16 protein-coding genes are annotated in these 16642 nt (G+C 71.8%); 8 read left to right on the top strand and 8 right to left on the bottom strand.

Features of this window, described 5'->3' with window-relative positions; all coding sequences use genetic code 11:
* On the top strand, positions 1-1114 hold a 1114-nt coding region (locus tag D7X55_RS19980; RefSeq protein WP_233609948.1), incomplete at its 5' end, for an MBL fold metallo-hydrolase.
* 78 nt (positions 1115-1192) lie between these two features.
* On the opposite strand, the gene D7X55_RS19975 is transcribed toward D7X55_RS19980, so the two are convergent.
* Positions 1193-2086 carry an efflux RND transporter periplasmic adaptor subunit gene (locus D7X55_RS19975; protein WP_121723905.1) on the bottom strand — a complete coding sequence of 298 codons (894 nt, stop codon included), beginning with the start codon at positions 2084-2086 and terminating at the stop codon, positions 1193-1195.
* Between the two features lie 200 nt (positions 2087-2286).
* Here D7X55_RS19975 and D7X55_RS19970 point away from each other — a divergent pair, with 200 nt between their 5' ends.
* The 6 genes from D7X55_RS19970 (at position 2287) to D7X55_RS19950 (ending at position 9593) form a co-directional block, all read left to right on the top strand.
* Positions 2287-3552 carry a lanthionine synthetase C family protein gene (locus D7X55_RS19970; protein ID WP_158626400.1) on the top strand — a complete coding sequence of 422 codons (1266 nt, stop codon included), beginning with the start codon at positions 2287-2289 and terminating at the stop codon, positions 3550-3552.
* A 3-nt stretch (positions 3553-3555) separates the two neighbouring features.
* The gene (locus D7X55_RS19965; protein WP_121723903.1) at positions 3556-4464 is read left to right on the top strand and encodes an MsnO8 family LLM class oxidoreductase; all 909 of its coding nucleotides are present in this window, start codon (positions 3556-3558) and stop codon (positions 4462-4464) included.
* Between the two features lie 114 nt (positions 4465-4578).
* Positions 4579-4755 carry a hypothetical protein gene (locus D7X55_RS43420; RefSeq protein WP_158616304.1) on the top strand — a complete coding sequence of 59 codons (177 nt, stop codon included), beginning with the start codon at positions 4579-4581 and terminating at the stop codon, positions 4753-4755.
* 131 nt (positions 4756-4886) lie between these two features.
* Positions 4887-8144 carry a lantibiotic dehydratase gene (locus D7X55_RS19960; RefSeq protein WP_233609947.1) on the top strand — a complete coding sequence of 1086 codons (3258 nt, stop codon included), beginning with the start codon at positions 4887-4889 and terminating at the stop codon, positions 8142-8144.
* A 191-nt stretch (positions 8145-8335) separates the two neighbouring features.
* Entirely contained in the window at positions 8336-8878 is a 543-nt protein-coding gene (locus D7X55_RS19955; protein WP_120551916.1) for a DUF2378 family protein, read from the top strand.
* A 172-nt stretch (positions 8879-9050) separates the two neighbouring features.
* Positions 9051-9593, top strand: a complete 543-nt coding sequence (locus tag D7X55_RS19950) for a DUF2378 family protein (RefSeq protein WP_121723901.1) — start codon at positions 9051-9053, stop codon at positions 9591-9593.
* 58 nt (positions 9594-9651) lie between these two features.
* On the opposite strand, the gene D7X55_RS19945 is transcribed toward D7X55_RS19950, so the two are convergent.
* Both D7X55_RS19945 and D7X55_RS19940 read right to left on the bottom strand, forming a co-directional pair.
* Complete coding sequence (locus D7X55_RS19945; protein ID WP_120551918.1) at positions 9652-10347, bottom strand: pirin family protein; 696 nt, start codon at positions 10345-10347, stop codon at positions 9652-9654.
* A gap of 108 nt (positions 10348-10455) precedes the next feature.
* Positions 10456-11361: a LysR family transcriptional regulator gene (locus D7X55_RS19940; RefSeq protein ID WP_121723900.1), complete on the bottom strand. Its 906-nt coding sequence runs from the start codon at positions 11359-11361 to the stop codon at positions 10456-10458.
* Between the two features lie 151 nt (positions 11362-11512).
* Between D7X55_RS19940 and D7X55_RS19935 the strand changes: the two genes are divergently transcribed.
* Positions 11513-12061, top strand: coding sequence for a YceI family protein (locus D7X55_RS19935; RefSeq protein ID WP_120551920.1), 549 nt, complete (start codon positions 11513-11515; stop codon positions 12059-12061).
* A 14-nt stretch (positions 12062-12075) separates the two neighbouring features.
* Here D7X55_RS19935 and D7X55_RS19930 read toward each other — a convergent pair whose 3' ends face one another.
* The 5 genes from D7X55_RS19930 to D7X55_RS19910 form a co-directional block, all read right to left on the bottom strand.
* Positions 12076-13005 (bottom strand): DUF4382 domain-containing protein, encoded by a 930-nt coding sequence (locus tag D7X55_RS19930; RefSeq protein ID WP_121723899.1) that lies wholly within the window; start codon positions 13003-13005, stop codon positions 12076-12078.
* A 68-nt stretch (positions 13006-13073) separates the two neighbouring features.
* Positions 13074-13574: a hypothetical protein gene (locus tag D7X55_RS19925; RefSeq protein WP_121723907.1), complete on the bottom strand. Its 501-nt coding sequence runs from the start codon at positions 13572-13574 to the stop codon at positions 13074-13076.
* Positions 13575-13773: 199 nt separating this feature from the next.
* Positions 13774-14448: a carboxypeptidase-like regulatory domain-containing protein gene (locus D7X55_RS19920; protein WP_121723898.1), complete on the bottom strand. Its 675-nt coding sequence runs from the start codon at positions 14446-14448 to the stop codon at positions 13774-13776.
* A complete protein-coding gene (locus D7X55_RS19915; protein WP_120551923.1) occupies positions 14448-16094 on the bottom strand; it encodes a caspase family protein in 1647 nt (548 codons plus the stop codon). The genes D7X55_RS19920 and D7X55_RS19915 overlap by 1 nt, the downstream gene beginning before the upstream one ends.
* A partial coding sequence (locus D7X55_RS19910) for a hypothetical protein (RefSeq protein WP_233609946.1) occupies positions 16091-16642 on the bottom strand: 552 nt, incomplete at its 5' end. The genes D7X55_RS19915 and D7X55_RS19910, both read right to left, overlap by 4 nt.

The raw sequence follows: 16642 nt of genomic DNA, 5'->3' as shown, positions 1-16642 counted from the left end.
GCCGGAGGCCGTGCCCGTCGTCGCGGACTTCCTGCGTGCGGTCGCGCGCGCGGACACCCTGGACGAGGTGCGCGCGGCCTGGCCCTTCGACGCGGAGGACTTCGAGGCCGCGCTCTTTCGCGCTGGCCCTCCCGAGGCGCCCTGGCCGGAGCCGTCCGGACCGGGCCTCTACCGCCGCGAGCACGCCAGCCTGCTCGTGTGCTCGCGGACGACGTCGGTGCTGGTGGACCCCATTCCGCTCCAGCGCCGGCTGCCGCACATGGGCTCGGTGCCGGGCAACCTGGCCCCGGAGGCTTTGGGCGCGGTGGCCATCACCCACGGCCACACGGACCACTGGCATGTGCCTTCGCTGCTGGCCCACCTGCCGCGGCGGGACACCCCGGTGCTCGTGCCTCGCGTGCCCCGCGTCAACCTGCTCACCCCGCAGGACTTCTCCCTCGTGCTGGGCGCATGCGGGCAGGCCGTCCAGGCTCTGGCCTGGGGCGAGTCCCTGCGCGTGGGCGACGTGCGGGTGGACGTGTTGCCCTTCCACGGCGAGCAGCCCGCGCCGGACGGGCCGCCGCTCCCGGAGGGCCTGCGCAGCTGGGGCAACTGCTACCGCTTCGACACCGGGGACTTCTCGTGCCTGGTGCTGGTGGACTCCGGGGATGATCCGGCGGGCCGCATGGCGGAGGTGGTGGCGCGCTCGCGCGAGGCGCACGGGCCGGTGGACGTGGTTCTGGCGTGCCAGCGGGAGTTCCTCGCTCCGTTCTTCGGGGGCCTGAGCCACTACTGGGCCGCGCTGCCCTGGGCGCGGCTGCGCGGGCTCCACGAGGACCACCAGGCCGGGCGACTGCGCAGCTCCACGGCCGGCCCCGAGGGCGTGGCGGAGCTGTGCGCGCTCGCCGGGGCGCGCTACTTCCTGCCCTACGCCAACGGCTTCGAGGGCGTGGGCCGCCCCATCACCGATGTGGGGTGGGGTGACGGCGAGCCCTCCGAGGCGGTCTGCAACGCGCGGGTGCGCGAGCACCTGTCACGGCGCGGCGCGGCCACCGAGGTGGTGGACTGGAAGCCCGGCGACGTGGCGCGCTTCGAGCGGGGCCGGCTGGTGCTGGAGCGCGGGCCCGAGCGCTGAAGGTCCGGCGCCTCAGCGCTGGGTGCCGCGCGTCCGCACATCGGCGGCAAGTGGCTGGAGCGCTGAAGGCCCGGCGCTTCAGCGTTGGGTGCCGCGCGTCCGCGTCTCGGCGGGAGGTTGGAGGAACACCTCCGCCAGCAGGCCGCTGGAGAGCCGGGCGCGCAGCGCGTCCGGGACGGTGAGCACGGCCTCCGCCTTCTGGTGCCGCGAGGCCGGATCCACCTCCGGGGCGACGCGCTCCACCGTGCCCACCAGCTCCGCGTCCACCGCGGCCAGGCGCACCCGCACGGGCAAGCCAGGGCGCACGGAGGGGGCGAGCGTCTCCGGGACGGCGAAGCGCAGCCGCAGGTCGTCGCTCACCACCCGCAGGAGCGGCGTGGCGCGGCCCACGCGCATGCCCGGCGTGAGGTACTGCTCCGTGATGATGCCGGTGAAGGGGGCGCGGATGCGCGCCTGGGCCACGTCGCGCTCGGCCTGGGCCAGCCGCGTCCGCGCCTCCGACAGGCGGGCCTGGGCCAACGTGCGGTCGGCCTCCGCCAGCGCCACGGTGCTCTCCGCCGCTTCCAGGGCTTCGGCTGCCGAGTACGCGCGGATGCGCTGCTCACGCTGCAACTTCTGCTTCGCCTGGGTGAGCAGGAGGGACGCCCGCTCGTGCTCGGCCTCCGCGGCCCGGGCGTTGGCCTGGCGCGCGCTCAGCTCCAGCTTCAGCGGCTCCGGATCCAGCGTGGCCAGCACCTGGCCCGCCTCCACCCGGTCTCCCAGGCGCGCCTTCACCTCACTCAGCCGTCCCTCCACCTCGGAGACGACGTCCAGCACCTGGCTGGCCACCACGACGCCCAGGAGCGGCCGGGGCGCCGTCAGCACCCGCGCCGGCTCCTGCGCCTCTCCGGGAGGCGTCGCCAGCGCGCCGCCCGGCCCCAGGAGCATCACACCCGTGGTGACCCATGCCCATGCCCTGCGACTCCCCGTCACGTGCTTCTCCACCCTGCGGTCCTGAAGGTGCGCCGTCCTCGCGGACTGTAGCCCGCGGCCCCGCCCGGCACACCTTCCCCGGGGGCGCGCGGTGCACGGAGGGCCCGTTGTACGGGCCCGGGAGGCCGGGAAGAATGCGCGGCTTTCGCGCGGCCCCGCCGCGAGCGCAGGCCCGGGGCCTCCACCGAGGAGCGACATCCTTGAGCAACACCTGGAAGCCCGTGCTCTCCGGCACCACGCGGGCCCGCGCCCTGGAGGCGGCCGAGGCCATCCTCCAGGACATGGCTGGCGCGCCGCTCGTGCGCAGACCGCCGGACCTCTCGAAGGGACACGCGGGGCTGGCCCTCTTCTTCGAGGCCGCGGGCCGGGCGCTGGACACCGACCATCTCGACCTGGTGGGAGAGCACCTGCGGCTCTCCGCGGAAGGTTTCCTTCGCGCCGAGCAGACGAAGGTCGGTCTCCACGGAGGCCTGGCCGGGTTGGGCTGGGTGGCCGCCCATCTGTCCGCGCGCCACCCCGACCTGGACGTGGAGGAGGTGTGCGGACCGGTGGACGAGGCGATTGCCCGGGAACTGGAGCTGCGCCCGTGGCCCCACCCCTGCGACCTGCGCGCCGGGCTGGGGGGAATGGGGCTGTACGCGCTCACGCGCATGCACCACCCGTCCACGCCCGGGCTGCTGGAGCGCATGGTGACCGTCCTGGCGGAGACCGCCGAGCCCACCGCGCAGGGCCTCCGCTGGCCCATGCCTCCCAACTCCGTGCGCCTCTATGGCGACCCCCAGGCGTTCCCCCGGGGCGTGTACACGCTGGGCGTGGCGCACGGCATGCCGGGCGGGCTGGCCCTCCTGGGCGCGCTCCATGCGCACGGCATCGCGCGGGAGCGGGTAGGGGCGCTGCTCGAGGGCGGCTTCGCGTGGATGGCGAGCCTCGTAGGCTCCGGCGAGCGCCCGGGCTTTCCCCACTACCTGCACGGCGACACGCCCGTCGTGGACGCACGCTTCAGCTGGTGCGTGGGCACACCCGGCATCACCGCCGTGCTGTGGTGGGCGGCGCGAGCGTGGGGACACGCGGGCTGGCAGGACCGCGCGCTCGCGTGGGCGGAAGCCGTGGCGCGAGAGGGGCTGGAGCGGCCGCCCTTCGTGCCCAGGCGCAGCGCGAACCTGTGCTGCGGCACGGCCGGCACGGCCCTGCTGTTCCTGCGCCTCTTCCACGCGACGGAGCGCCCCATCTTCGAGGAGGCCGCGGTGCGCTGGTTCGAGCACACCCTGTCGCTGCGCCAGCCCGGGCAGGGCCCCGGGGGTTACTGCTTCGAGCAGAAGCCGGATCGGCCCGACGACAACCTCCAGTTCGGCGCCGCGGGCATCGCGCTCGCGCTGCTGGCGGGGGCCACCGGCCACGAGCCGGACTGGGACGAGTGCCTCCTCATGTCCCTCCGGCCGCGACCGCTCGCGAAGACGGAGGCCTGAGCCATGCGGCTGGGCATCCTCGACTTCTGTTCCCTCCGCGCGGGCGCCACGCCCCGTGAGGCCCTCTACGAGTCGGTGGAGCTGGCCCAGCACGCGGAGGCCCTGGGCTTCTCGCGGTACTGGCTGGCCGAGCACCATGAGCCCAGCGCCGCCCACCACGCGCCGGACATGCTGGCGCCGCTCATCGCCGGCAGCACGGAGCGCATTCGCGTGGGCGTCGCGGGCATCCTGCTGAAGCTGCACAGCCCCATGCGGGTGGCGAAGGCGTTCCGATTGATGGAGACGTTCTTCCCGGGGCGCATCGACCTGGGCGTGGCCGCGGGAGGCGCCGAGCCGTCCGTCATGGAGGCCATGCGCTGCGACACGCGTTCCCTCGCGGAGGTCAGCGAGGAGTACCCGCGGCGCGTGGTGCAGCTGCTGGAGCTGCTCCGGGGCGACTCTCCACTCGGCGGCTTCCACCCGCCGGGCGCGCCTCCCGTCTGGCTCCTGGGCGCGGCGCGGCCCGTGACGGCGCGCCTGGCGGCCCTGCACGGCACCTGCTACGGCCATTCGCTGGCGCACCTGTCCAGCCGGGATGACCCCAGCGTCCTGGACATCTACCGCTCCGAGTTCTGTCCCCGGCCCGAGCAGCCCCGGCCCGAGGCCATCGTCGCGGTGACAGGCCTGTGCGCGCCGACGGAGGCGGAGGCGCGGCGGCGGGCGGGGGCTTCCGGCATCAAGCCCGGCGACATCGCCCCAGTCATCGGAGACCCGCGGCAGTGCCGCGAGCAGCTCGAGGCCCTCGCTCATCGCTACGGCACCCAGGAGCTCGTCTTCCTGGATCAGGCCCCGGATGCCGCCACGCGCTGGGAGTGCTACGAACTTCTCTCCGAGAGCCTTTCGCTCAACGCGAGCCCGGCTGAAGCAGATTGAGCGCACGGCTTGTTTTCAAACCGTGCGGCGCCCCTTTATCGTCGGCCTCCCACGGAGGAAGGGCCACCGGTGCACTCCAGGGCCCACCGTGGTTTCACCTCACCCGGAGGCGTCATGACCAACCCCAAGAAGCAGGACTCCAAGTCGCTGAAGCTGAAGCTGTCGCTGAAGAAGGAGACGCTGCGTGAGCTGAACGACTCGCAGGTGGACGCGCTCGACCAGGTCGTGGGCGGTACCATCGTGTGGCTGTCGAACAACTGCTGCGACTACACGCACGAACAGGCCAACTGAGTCCTGCTCGGCCGCGATGACACCGTGATGTCATCGCACGCGGTCGTGCCCGGGGCCGGAGGGGTGGCACGCGCCATCCTTCCGGCCTTTTGTGCGTCCGCTACTCCTGATGCTCCAGGGCCTCTCCTCGGGTGACGCTCACTCCCCAGCCGCCCATGTCCACGAACAACTCGCGCCCGCCCTCGAAGTCCGCCACCCACGCCGCCTCCGGCTTCTTCGCCCTGCGCACCCCGCTGCTTCCCTTCGACACGCTCGTCGACTGGGGCCGGGACCTGGGCGCGTGGCGGCTGCCGGAGGGCCAGCGCGCGGACGCACTCGCCGGGGAGCGCGCGCGGCTGCGTGAGCGCCTGCGCGCGTGGGTGGAGGAGCCGGTGGTGCGGGAGGCCCTCTTCCTCGCCTCGCCCGGCCTCGAGGAGAGCATCCCCGTCTGGCTGGAGTCGCCCGACTCGGAGTGGGGCCAGAAGGTGGAGCGCGGCCTGGTGCGCTACCTGTCGCGGATGTCCGGGCGCGCGACGCCCTTCGGCCTCTTCGCGGCGCACTCCGTGGGCAGCCTGCGTGACAGGGCGCGGCTGCGCGTGCCGGAGCGCTCCGCCGTCCGCAAGCACACGCGCCTGGACATGGACTACGTCTGCGCGCTGGTGGAGCACGTGCGGCGCGAGCCCGAGGTCATGCGCGCGCTGCGCTACGTGCCCAACACCAGCCTGTACCGCACGCCCACGGAGCTGCGCTATCTGGAGATGCGGCAGCGCGGACGCGAGCGCAGCTACGGGCTGGTGGCCGTGGAGCCCACGCCCTACCTGGACGCCGCGCTGGAGCAGGCCCGGGCGGGCGCGACGCTGGAGGCGCTGGCCCAGGCGCTGGTGGCGCAGGACTCGGAGATTCCGCTGGAGGACGCGCGCCAGTACACCGTGGAGCTGGTGGAGGCGCAGCTGCTGGTGCCCACGTGGGCGCCGAACCTGACGGGACCGGAGCCCGTGCCCTTCCTCCTGGCGGGCGCAGAGGGCATCCCCGCGCTCGCGCCGGTGCGGGAGCGGCTGTCCGCCGTCCAGTCGCTTCTGGCCGACCTGGATGCCGCCCCGCCGGGCGCGTCCCCGGCGTCGTACCGGCACGTGGCGCGCACCCTGGAGGCGCTGCCGGTTCCGGTGGAACTCCCGCGCCTGTTCCAGGTGGACTCGGTGCGTCCGGCCGCGGACCTCTCGCTCCCGCCGCGAGTGGCCTCCGAGCTGCTGCGCGCCGCGGAGGTCCTGCGCCGCATCACCCCGGAGCGGAGCGAGCAGGATCCGCTGGCGCGCTTCCGGGAACGGTTCGCGGCGCGCTACGAGGGACGCTCGGTGCCGCTGCTGGAGGCCCTGGACGAGGAGCGGGGCATCGGCTTCGTGGCCGACGTCCGGCCCGGTGGAGGCACGGGCCCGCTCGTGAAGGGCCTGGGCTTCCGCTCGCCTCGCGGCGCGGACCCGGCCGGCCTGGACCCCCGGGCGCGGCACCTGCTGCGCCGGATCCAGGAGGTGACGGAGGCGCACGCCCTGGAGCTGGTGCTGACGGACGAGGACCTGCGCGCCATGGAGGCGGAGACGCCCCGGCGGCTGCCGGATGCCTTTGGCATTGCGAGCACCCTCATCGCCGACTCCGCGGAGGCGGTGGACCGCGGAGACTTCCGCATCCTCTTCGAGAACATCCACGTGGCGGGTGCCGTGTACATGGGCCGCTTCTGCCATGGAGACCCGGAGCTGGAGGCGCGGGTGCGCGAGCACCTGCGGGCCGAGGAGGCCCTGCGCCCGGATGCCGTCTTCGCGGAGATCGTCCACCTGCCGCAGGGCCGCATGGGCAACGTCATCAGCCGGCCCGCGCTGCGGCGCCATGACCTCGTCTTCCTGGGCCAGTCCGGCGTGCCCGAGGCGGACCGCATCGACGTCGCGGACCTGCGCCTGTCGCTGGAGGGCAACCGGCTGGTGCTGCGCTCGGAGCGGCTGGGGCGGGAGGTGGTTCCCCGGCTGACGAACGCGCACAACTACGTCGGCTACGGACTGAGCCTCTACCGCTTCCTCTGCATGATGCAGAGCGAGGGCGGCGAGCGGGGCATGCGCTTCCTCTGGGGGCCGCTGGACGCCGCGTCCTTCCTGCCGCGCGTGCGGTACGGGCGGACGGTGCTGGCGCTGGCCTGCTGGAACCTGAACTCCACGCAGCTCCAGGCCTGGGGGAAGCTGCGAGGCGCCGCGCGGTTCGATGCGGTGCAGCGCTACCGCCAGGAGGCGAGGCTGCCGCGCTGGGTGTGCCTGCGCGACGGGGACAACCAGCTCCCGGTCGACCTGGACAACGTCCTGTCCGTGGAGACGCTGGTCCACACCATCAAGGAGCGTCCGCTCGCGGTGTTGGAGGAGCTGTACCCCGGGCCGGAAGGGCTGTGCGTGGAGGGCGGTGATGGGCGCTACGTGCACGAGGTGGTGGTGCCCTTCGTGCGCGAGCCGTCCCCGGTGGAGCCGCCGCGGCCCGTGCCGCCTCCCGCCCCTCCGGCGCAGGTGGCGCGGCGGTTTCCCCCGGGCTCGGAGTGGCTGTACCTCAAGCTCTACACGGGCACGGCGACGGCCGACCGGCTGCTGCGCGGCGGGCTGGGCGACACCGTGCGGCAGGTGCTGGACTCGGGCGCGGTGGACCGCTGGTTCTTCATCCGCTACGGCGACCCGGACTTCCACCTGCGGTTACGCTTCCACGGCGATCCCGCGCGACTGGAGTCCCAGGTGTGGCCGGTGCTGCGCTCTGCGTGCGCGGACCTGCTGGACGACGGCACGGGCTGGAAGCTGCAGTGGGACACCTACGAGCGCGAGGTGGAGCGCTACGGCGGGCCGGTGGGCGTCGTGCTGTCGGAGGCGTTCTTCTCCGTGGACAGCGACGCGACGTTGGAGCTGCTGCGCACGTGCGAGGGCGATGCGGGCGCGGACCTGCGCTGGCGGCTGGTGCTGAAGGGGCTGGACCTGCTGCTCACGGACCTGGGGCTGCCGCTGGCCGCGAAGGCCCGGGTGGCCGAGCGGGCACGGGCTGGCTTCGCGTCCGAGTTCAAGTCCGGCAAGGTGCTGGAGACGCAGCTGAGCGCGCGCTTCCGCGCCGAGCGCCCGAAGCTGGAGGCGCTACTGGACGCGACGCCCGCCACCGAGGGCCCGTGGCAGGAAGGGCTCTCGGTGCTCCAGCGACGCAGCCAGCGGCTCGTCCCCGTGGGCCGCGAGTTCCAGGCCGCCGAGCGCGAAGGCCGGCTCACCCTTCCCGTGGAAGCGCTGGCCACGAGCCTGATGCACATGCACGTCAACCGCGTGCTGCCGGACGACGCGCGGGCCCACGAGCTCGTCCTGTACGACTTCCTCTCGCGGCTGTACCGCTCGCGCCTGGCCCGGGACTGAGACACGCGCATTGAATCATAGAAGTCGTGCAATACATGGATTGTGAAAGCGCGCGGCTGTCCATGAGACATCGGTGGGACGTCTCAGACCCAGGTCGTAGCCCCCGGGGGCTTCGGTTTCACAGTGAGGATGGGTTACGCTTCGGTGCGACACGGCGGAATGGGACCGCCGGGTCTGGGCCGGGGTGTTTCGTGGAAGAAGAGATCGTCTATCGCCACACGGTGGAGGGGGTGTTCCGCTCCATTGGTGACCGGCTCACTCCGGAGCTTCGGACCAAGCTGAAGGACGTGGGCCTGGACCTGGACGCACAGTCCCCTCACCACACCCCCCGGAAGACCTTCGCGGAGGCCCTGCGCGTCACCGCGGAGCACCTGTATCCGCAGCTGGACGTGAGCGAGGGCTTCAGGCGCCTGGGCCTCGGCATCATCCAGGGGATGGAGCAGACCGTGCTCGGCAAGTCGCTCGTGTCCATGTGGCCCATCTTCGGCCCCGAGCGCGTCGTGGTGCGCATCCAGGAGAGCTTCTCCACCGTGAACAACTACATGCGGTCGGAGCTGCTCACCCAGGGCCCCGGGCACCACATCATCCGCGTCAACGAGTGCAACGGGAACCCGGGCTACCTGCGCGGGCTCATCGAAGCGGGGCTCGCCAAGGCCGGTGCGCGCAACCTCCGCGTGGAGCCCTTCGACTTCGACGGCCACGCCTGCTCCTACCGCATCCGGTGGGGCATCTGAGGCGCAAAGCCGGGCAAAACAAGAACATCCACGCAAATGCGCTGTCCGGGAAAGACAGACGAATTTGCTTGAGGTTACGTGGCGTCTGGCGGACGTCCGTGTGTTCGTGATGACATTGCTGTGAGCTGCCGTTAGGGCTGCGCGCAATCACATCCGACCCCCGGACGGATTCATGGCAGAGCAGGTTGTCTATCGTCACACGATTGAAGGCTTGTTCCGCTCCATTGGCCCTCGGCTCACGCCAGGGCTGAAGAACCAGCTGAAACAAGCGGGGCTGGACCTGGACGCGCCGCTTCCCCGCAACACGCCCCGGCTCGTCTTCGCGGAGGCGCTGCGCATCACCGCGCGGCAGCTCTACCCGGACGTCGACACGGAGGAGGGCTACCGGCGCCTGGGCCAGGGGCTCATCCAGGGCGTGGAGCAGACGCTGCTGGGCAAGGCCCTGGTGGCGATGTGGCCCATCTTCGGGCCGGAGCGCGTCGTCATCCGCATCCAGGAGAGCTTCGCCACCGTGAACAACTACGTGCGCACGGAGCTGGAGACCCAGGGCAGCGCGCACCACATCCTGCGGGTGAGCGAGTGCAACGGGAGCCCCGGCTACCTGCGCGGCATCATCGAAGCGGGGCTCGCCAAGGCCGGCGCCCGGAACCTGCGCGTGGAGCCGTTCGACTTCGACGGCCACGCCTGCTCCTACCGCATCCGGTGGGCCCCCTGAAACGACAAGGCCCCCGGATCCCTTCATGGATCCGGGGGCCTTCTTCGCGGCCGGCGCATCAGGCCAGGTCGAACAGCAGGGCCTCCAGCGGCTCGGAGGCGGTGAGCACGAGGCTCGACTCGTCGGAGACGGCCACGCCGTCACCGGCCTTCAGGGCCACGCCGTTGAGCGTGCCGGTGCCGCGCGCGATCTGCACCCAGGCGTGACGGCCCTTGGGCAGGGTGTACTCCGCCTTCTCGCCCGGGCTCAGCAGCGTGCTGTTGAGCAGCACGTCCTGGTGCACGGTGAGGCTGCCGTCGCGAGCGTCGGGGCTGGCCACCACGCGCCAGCGTCCCTGCCGGTCCTTCTCCGGGAAGAACTTCTGCTCATACTCCGGCTTCAGGCCCTTCTTCTCCGGGATGATCCAGATCTGCAGGAAGTGGACGTCCTCGTTGGAGCCGTTCATCTCGCTGTGCATCACGCCCGTGCCGGCCGTCATGCGTTGCACTTCACCGGCGCGCAGGAGCCCCTGGCCTCCCGTGCTGTCCCGGTGCGCGATGGCGCCGCTGAGCGGGTAGGTGATGATCTCCATGTCCCGGTGCGGGTGCGTGTCGAAGCCCTCGCCGGCCTGCACGCGGTCCTCGTTGATGACGCGCAGGGAGCGGAAGCCCATGTTCTCCGGGTCGAAGTAGCTGGCGAAGGAGAAGGTGTGGTGCGAATCCAGCCAGCCGTGGTTGGCGTGACCGCGTGCTTCGGAGGGGCGAACGTTCATCATGGTGTGTGCTTCCTTTCGAGACACAACATGCGCTCCGGAACGCCCCCTGGCCAGACGCGAACCTCGGGACACATCGTTCCATCCACGGAACGAAACGCCCGCACTGTCTCAGCGCTTCGCTCGCTTGAAGGCCTCCTCGTTCCGGGGCCAGAACTCGCGCAGCACCTCCACGAAGGCCATCACCTTGGGCACGTGGTGGCGCGTGGGCGGGTAGACGGCGTGCACCGGCGCGCCCGTGGAACTCCAGTCCGGCAGCACGCGCTGGAGCCGCCCGGACGCCAGGTCCTCGATGCATTGCTGACCCGGGATGAGCGCCACGCCAGCGCCCAGGCACGTCACCGCGCGCAGCATGTCCGGCTCGTTCACCGTCAGCCGTCCGGAGACCTTCACCTCGACGGAGCGCCCGCCCGCGTGCAGCGTCCAGACGTTCCCCTTCAACGACTTTCCGAAGAAGAGGCAGTCGTGCTTCGCCAGGTCCGCCGGCGTCTTCGGCGCACCCCGCGCCTGGAGGTACCCGGGCGAGGCCACCACCAGCCACTCGATGTCTCCCAGCCGCCGCGCCATCAGCGACGAGTCCGGCAGCCGCCCGGCGCGCACCGCCAGGTCGAAGCCCTCCTCCATGAGGTCGACCGTGCGGTCCGTGCACAAGAGCTCCAGCTGCACGTCCGGGTACTTCTCCATGAAGCGCGCCACCAGCGGCGCGAGGAAGTGGACGGACAGGGGCGTCGTCACGCGCAGGAGCCCGTGCGGGCCGGCCTGCAGTCGCGTCACCGCCAGCTCCGCGGCCTCCGCCTCCGCGACGATGCGCGCGCAATGTTCGTAGTACGCGCGGCCCACCTCCGTCAGGTGCAGCGTGCGCGTGGTGCGCTGGAGCAGCTGCGCGCCCACGCGCTCCTCCAGCTCCGACACCTTCCGGCTCACGGTGGACTTGGGCATGCGCAGCGCCTTCGCCGCCGCCGTGAAGCTGCCCGCCTGGACCACCCGGGCGAAGACGAGGAGTTCGTTGAGGTCCATGGCCCTTGCCTCGTGCAGGAGGAGGACTGTCCCAGTCATGGAACAGTGCTTCCTGCCGGTCCCGTCTAATCCGGAACGCGGGGGGCCGCTACCTTACGCCTCGTTGAAACACACCGCCGCGAACGCGGCGCTCACGACGAGGAAGACGACCATGGCCACGACCCTCTGGAACATCGACACCACGCACACCGGCATCCACTTCTCCGTCCGCCACATGGTCGTGGCGAAGGTGCGCGGCAGCTTCACGAAGTTCGGCGGCACCATCACCCTGGATGACGCGAACCCGGCGGCCTCCTCCGTGTCCGTCTCCATCGAGGCGGCGAGCATCAGCACCGGCGTGGAGCAGCGCGACAACCACCTGCGCTCGCCGGACTTCTTCGACGTGGCGCAGTTCCCGGCGCTCACCTTCCAGAGCACGAAGGTGGAGCCCTCCGGCAAGCACCTGAAGGTGACGGGCCAGCTCACCATCCGTGGCATCAGCCGCGAGGTCGTCCTGGAGGCGGAGCAGCTGGGCATCGCCAAGGACCCGTGGGGCAACACCAAGGCCGCGTTCGAGGCGAAGACGTCCATCAACCGCGGCGACTTCGGCCTGACGTGGAACCAGGCGCTGGAGGCGGGCGGCGTGCTGGTGGGCGAGAAGATTGAAATCGCCCTCGAGGTCCAGGCCGCCCAGGCGCAGTCGGGCGAGAAGGCGGCCTGAACCCCGAAAAGGGACTACTCGACGCTGAAGGACGTCAGCACGAAGTCCACGCCGGCTTCCGTGCCCGAGCCGATGGTCGCGGTCGCCGGGCGCGCGATGTCCGTGGTGAAGGACACGCCCGCCGGGGCCGCCAGGTCCACCTGGTAGGTGCCCGGCAGCAGGTACTTGAAGTCCGCCACGTAGCGGCCGTCCACGCCGGCGACGAAGGACATCGTCTCGCGGCTGCCCTCGGCGTTGATGAGCACCGCGGAGAAGCCGGCCAGCGCCGGCAGGCCCGCGGGCAGCGACACGTCACCCGGCGCCAGGGTCACCTCCACGTTGCCGGAGAACTCCAGGTCCGCGCCCTTGATGATGGGGCGCATGACCCACTTGCCGGAGCCGCCAGCCTCCTTGCCAAAGCTCTGCGCCACGTCGAAGTCCACCAGGATGACCTTCTGGCCGTCATCGCTGGTGATGGTGACGTCCGCGTCCTTGTCGAACTTGACCTTCAGGCCGGAGCTGCTGGCGCTGGGCATGTGCAGGTCGCCGTCCACCTGGGCGCCCTCGGGCAGGCCCGCGTAGTCGCGGGAGGTGGCGAAGATGCGGCTTCCGCCGTCCTGCTTCACCTGGACGTAGCCGCCGGTGATGACGAAGCGCAGCTCCTTGTACGTGCCGGGCGGCACCTCCGCGTCCTTCACCAGGTCCGCGGTGTCGTTGGCCAGGGTGAGCAGGTCGGTGGTGACGGGCTCGCTCAGGAGCACCACGTCGCCCTTGCCGTCCTTGTCACCCTCCACGCTGCCCTTCAGGTACACCTTCGAGATGGTCACCACGGCCTTCTCGAACGTGTCGCCCGGGGCGTCGGTGAGCTTGAGGGTGACGCGGGCGTTGTTGTCGCCGCAGGCCGCCAGGCACAGCAGCCCCGTGGCCAGCAGCAGGGTGGAAGTCAGGTGTCGCAGGGAGTTCATTCAAGAGCCTCGGTGTGAATCAGGAAAAGACGCGGGAGGAGACCCGCCCGCGTCCGGAGCGGCCACGCTCAGCCGATGTTCGGCCAGCACTGGCCTTCCTGGCAGGACAGGCCGTTGCAGCAGCTGTCCGCGCCGCTCTCGTCGGTGGAGCACTCATTGCCCTGGGGGATGCACTGGGGACCGGCGTCGACGTCGCCGCCCGAGGAGCCGCCGTCGGTCGCCGTGCCGCCGTCGGACTCGCCGGTGCCGCCGTCCGTGGGCGTCTCGCCGCCGTCGTCGCAGGCACCCAGCGTGTCGCCGTGGCGCAGGTGCGCGGCCATCGCGGGCAGCCCCACCCGGATGGTGTGCGCGTTGGCGTGATTGCCCGGCGGGATGTGGCAGAGGGTGGCGAAGCCATCCGGAGCGCTGCCGCCATCCGTGGCGGGTGCTTCTCCGGCGCCCAGGTTGTCGCCGCCGGTGGCGAGCGACGGATCCTCTTCCGTCGTCGTGGGGCCGCCGCAGCCGAAGGCCAGCAGCGCCGAGCACAACACCATCCATGCCGCGGAAGTACGAGCGGTCGGGTTACGCATGGTCATCCTCCTGTGAAACGAGGCGTTGGGGGGCCGCCCGGGGAGCGGAGTGCCTCGTTGTCAGGAAGACCCGCCTTTTCGCGCAGTGGCCACAACGACAGACGGGCGGCGAAGTGTGAGGCGACGGACTGTCTGGATATGATTGGCTTTACGGAAAGCTTGATTCACAGCGGAAGCTGGCGCGCGCCGGAGGCGTATTTCAAAGGCTGTCGCCAGCGGCTTCCATGACGTGCTCATCCCGCGAGGAATGGCGGCCGTCTTCACAATCCGCGAACGCGCAGCGCTCCTCGGAGGAGTCGTTCTCCGGAACCAGCTCCACGTTCAGCGCCGTCTGCTTGCCCGAGCCCACGCAGTCCTGGACGGACGTGGAGAGGAAGCCCGGCGCCAAGATGCTCACACCGTAGCAGCCCTCCGGCAGCGGGCCCACGCGATAGGGGGCCTTGTCATCGAGCTGGGAGGCTTCGATGGGCGTGCCCTCCACGACGGCCTTCGCGTCCAGCACCTTCCGGCTGCTGCGGGTGTGGAGCTTCACCAGGAAGGTGCCGGCGGTGCGCGGCTTCACGTCCGGGACGTCCACGGACTGGCCGCCCTGCACGGTGAGCGGCACGCGCGCGGCCGTGTCCGCGGTGGCCAGGATGAAGAGCTCCACCGGGCCCGCGGGCACGTCCGTGAGCAGGAAGCGGCCCTGCGCGTCCACGCCGCTGCGCGTGCCGGGCAGGCCCACCACGGACACCAGCGCGACGGCGGGGTCGAAGTCCGTGAGCCGGCCGCGCACGGTGCCCGCGCGGAAGGGCTCATTGTCCAGGTTTCCGCACGCCCCCAGCCCCAGGAGGCCGAGCGACGACAGCGACAGCAGCAGGCTTTGGCGGCGCATCAGAAGCGGTACCCCACGCCGGCGTTTCCGCCGATGAAGCCCACGGCCTGTCCCTGTCCGTCCACCACCACGTACGTCAGCATCCCATGGCCCTGGGCGGTGAGCTCCAACCGCTCTCCCAGGCGCCATGCCAGTCCGCCGACGACACCGGGGCTGACGGTGAAGTAGCGCTGGCCACCAGTGAAGGCCTCCACGTCGAAAGACCTTCCCAGGTACAGCGCGGCCACACGCGGGCCCGCGAACAGCGTCAAACGCTCCCAGCGCCACAGGTACGGCGCCGCCGCTCCCAGGGTGAGCGTGGTGTAGCCGAAGGGCACGTGGCTGCCGGGCGCCACCTCCAGCTTCTGGCGCCCGTGCCCCAGCCCCAGGTCCAGCATCAGCCCCAGGTCCTGCAGCGGCACGTCCTCCAGCCGCAGCACGACGCCCACCTGGGGCGCCGAGGGCAACAGCTCGCGCCGGCTGCGGCCGTCCGCGAAGGACATCATCCCGCCCACCAGCGACAGCGCGCGGCGCGGGATGGCGTCCGACAGCAGGCGCTCCAGCGGCAGGCGCTCGCCCCGGGCCACGTCCACCTCGCGCCGCACGAGGACGGCGTCACCCTTGGTGAGCTCCACCGTGCGCTTGCCCGGGCCCACCGCGGCGCCTCCGGGCAGCTCCAGGCGCGGCTCGCCGTCCACCTTGAGCAGGAAGCCGTCCAGGCGTGGGTTGTAGGAGAAGAGCTCCGGCTGGCCCGAGCGGTCGATGCGGCCGGCGAGGATGACCGGATCCGCGCCCACCTCCACGATTTCGGCGGACGGCCGCTGGCGGCCCTCCGTGAAGGCGAAGGTGCGGCGGCGCGAATAGTCGTGGGCCTCCGTGGCGGTGACGGCGCCGTCCGCGTTGCGGTCCGCCGCGCCGCCCAGGCCCTCGATGAGGAAGTACGTGTAGATGTCGTTGCGCAGGCTCTCGTCCTCGCGCGCCGTCTCGCCCCAGTCGCTGGCGGCGAACACCATGGAGGCCCGGGAGGACTCCTCCAGGGGCCGCGCGTAGAAGCCGGACTTGATGCCGGCCAGCTCCACCTCCAGCTCGCGGGGCAACAGCGACTTGCCGCTGCCGCTGTGGCAGGTGGCCAGCACCAGCAGGCGCCGGCGGCTGGGCAGCTGTTCGAACTCCGCCTTCAGCGCGTCCATGGAGAGCGCCGTCTGGGGGATGGCGCGGTAGGACGCGTCGCGCGTGACGAGGTAGCGCGTGAGCTCCCCGCGGCCGTCGCGCGCGAGCGTGCCGTGCGCGGACAGGTACACCATCACCACGTCGTCGGGCCGGGTGGCCTCGCGCCGCAGCTGCCGCAGCGCCGCGAGGATGGCGTCGCGGGTCGTCTCCTCCGGGCGCGTGAGGACGCGCACCTGGTCGAAGTGGCCCCGCGCGGGGTCCTTCAGCGCCGCCGCCAGGTCGGTGGCGTCCTTGGAGGAGAAGCGCAGGGAGCGCCACTGCGGATCATCGAACGAGGACACGCCCACGAGCAGCGCGAGCCGCCGGGGCGTGTACGCCCGTGACAGATCCGCCGCCTCGAGCCGCAGCGGCACGAGCCCGCCCTTGTCTCCGGCCGTGGCGGATGGGCCCGCGCAGGCACAGAGGAGGACGAGCAGCAGGGGAAGAAGGCGCCTCACGGGGCCAGAGTCTGACCGGATTGGACCCGCACGTCGAACCTCACCACGGTGCCCGGACGTGCATCCAGGCTGCCGTCCGCCTCGAGGGCGGCGAGTGCGTCCTGCTCCGACGCCCGCTCACCCGGGGCGAAGGCGATGAGCGCCAGCGACAGCCGGCCTTCATCCGACTCCAGGCTCACCCCCGTGAGGCCGTCCGGGCCCTCCAGGTCGTGCGTCCCGGCCTCCAGGGTGAAGTGGCCCAGCAGCTCCGGCGCCTGCTGATCCCGCTGCTGGTAGAGCAGCGCGGTGCCGGACTCCGTGGCGTGGTAGCGCAAGAGCAGCACCTCGTCGCTGGCGACGTCCGCGCCGGGGTCCAGCCGGCGCAGGCCGCCGTCGGTGCCGCGCGCGACCACGGCCAGCTCCAGGGAGATGCGGCCGGGGCCCTTCACGCCGGTCCATTCGCTCTGGCCGTGCGAGCGGCCCTTCACGAGCGGCACCAGCACCACCATCAGCACGGAGGCGGCGATGGCGCCGGCCATCCAGGCCACGTAACGGGCCGGGGGCGGGGC

The sequence above is a fragment of the Corallococcus sp. AB049A genome, assembly GCF_003668885.1.
GTDB lineage: Bacteria > Myxococcota > Myxococcia > Myxococcales > Myxococcaceae > Corallococcus > Corallococcus interemptor.
Note: the sequence above shows the minus strand (reverse complement) of the source record. Positions and strands in the feature narration are given on the sequence as shown.

What these genes read in the sequence shown, in the direction of transcription:
- D7X55_RS19965 (WP_121723903.1), top strand. Translation starts at nt 3,556, where the DNA reads ATGCGGCTGGGCATCCTCGACTTCTGTTCCCTCCGCGCGGGCGCCACG.
- D7X55_RS43420 (WP_158616304.1), top strand. Translation starts at nt 4,579, where the DNA reads ATGACCAACCCCAAGAAGCAGGACTCCAAGTCGCTGAAGCTGAAGCTG.
- D7X55_RS19950 (WP_121723901.1), top strand. Translation starts at nt 9,051, where the DNA reads ATGGCAGAGCAGGTTGTCTATCGTCACACGATTGAAGGCTTGTTCCGC.
- D7X55_RS19945 (WP_120551918.1), bottom strand. Translation starts at nt 10,347, where the DNA reads ATGATGAACGTTCGCCCCTCCGAAGCACGCGGTCACGCCAACCACGGC.
- D7X55_RS19940 (WP_121723900.1), bottom strand. Translation starts at nt 11,361, where the DNA reads ATGGACCTCAACGAACTCCTCGTCTTCGCCCGGGTGGTCCAGGCGGGC.
- D7X55_RS19935 (WP_120551920.1), top strand. Translation starts at nt 11,513, where the DNA reads ATGGCCACGACCCTCTGGAACATCGACACCACGCACACCGGCATCCAC.
- D7X55_RS19930 (WP_121723899.1), bottom strand. Translation starts at nt 13,005, where the DNA reads ATGAACTCCCTGCGACACCTGACTTCCACCCTGCTGCTGGCCACGGGG.
- D7X55_RS19925 (WP_121723907.1), bottom strand. Translation starts at nt 13,574, where the DNA reads ATGCGTAACCCGACCGCTCGTACTTCCGCGGCATGGATGGTGTTGTGC.
- D7X55_RS19920 (WP_121723898.1), bottom strand. Translation starts at nt 14,448, where the DNA reads ATGCGCCGCCAAAGCCTGCTGCTGTCGCTGTCGTCGCTCGGCCTCCTG.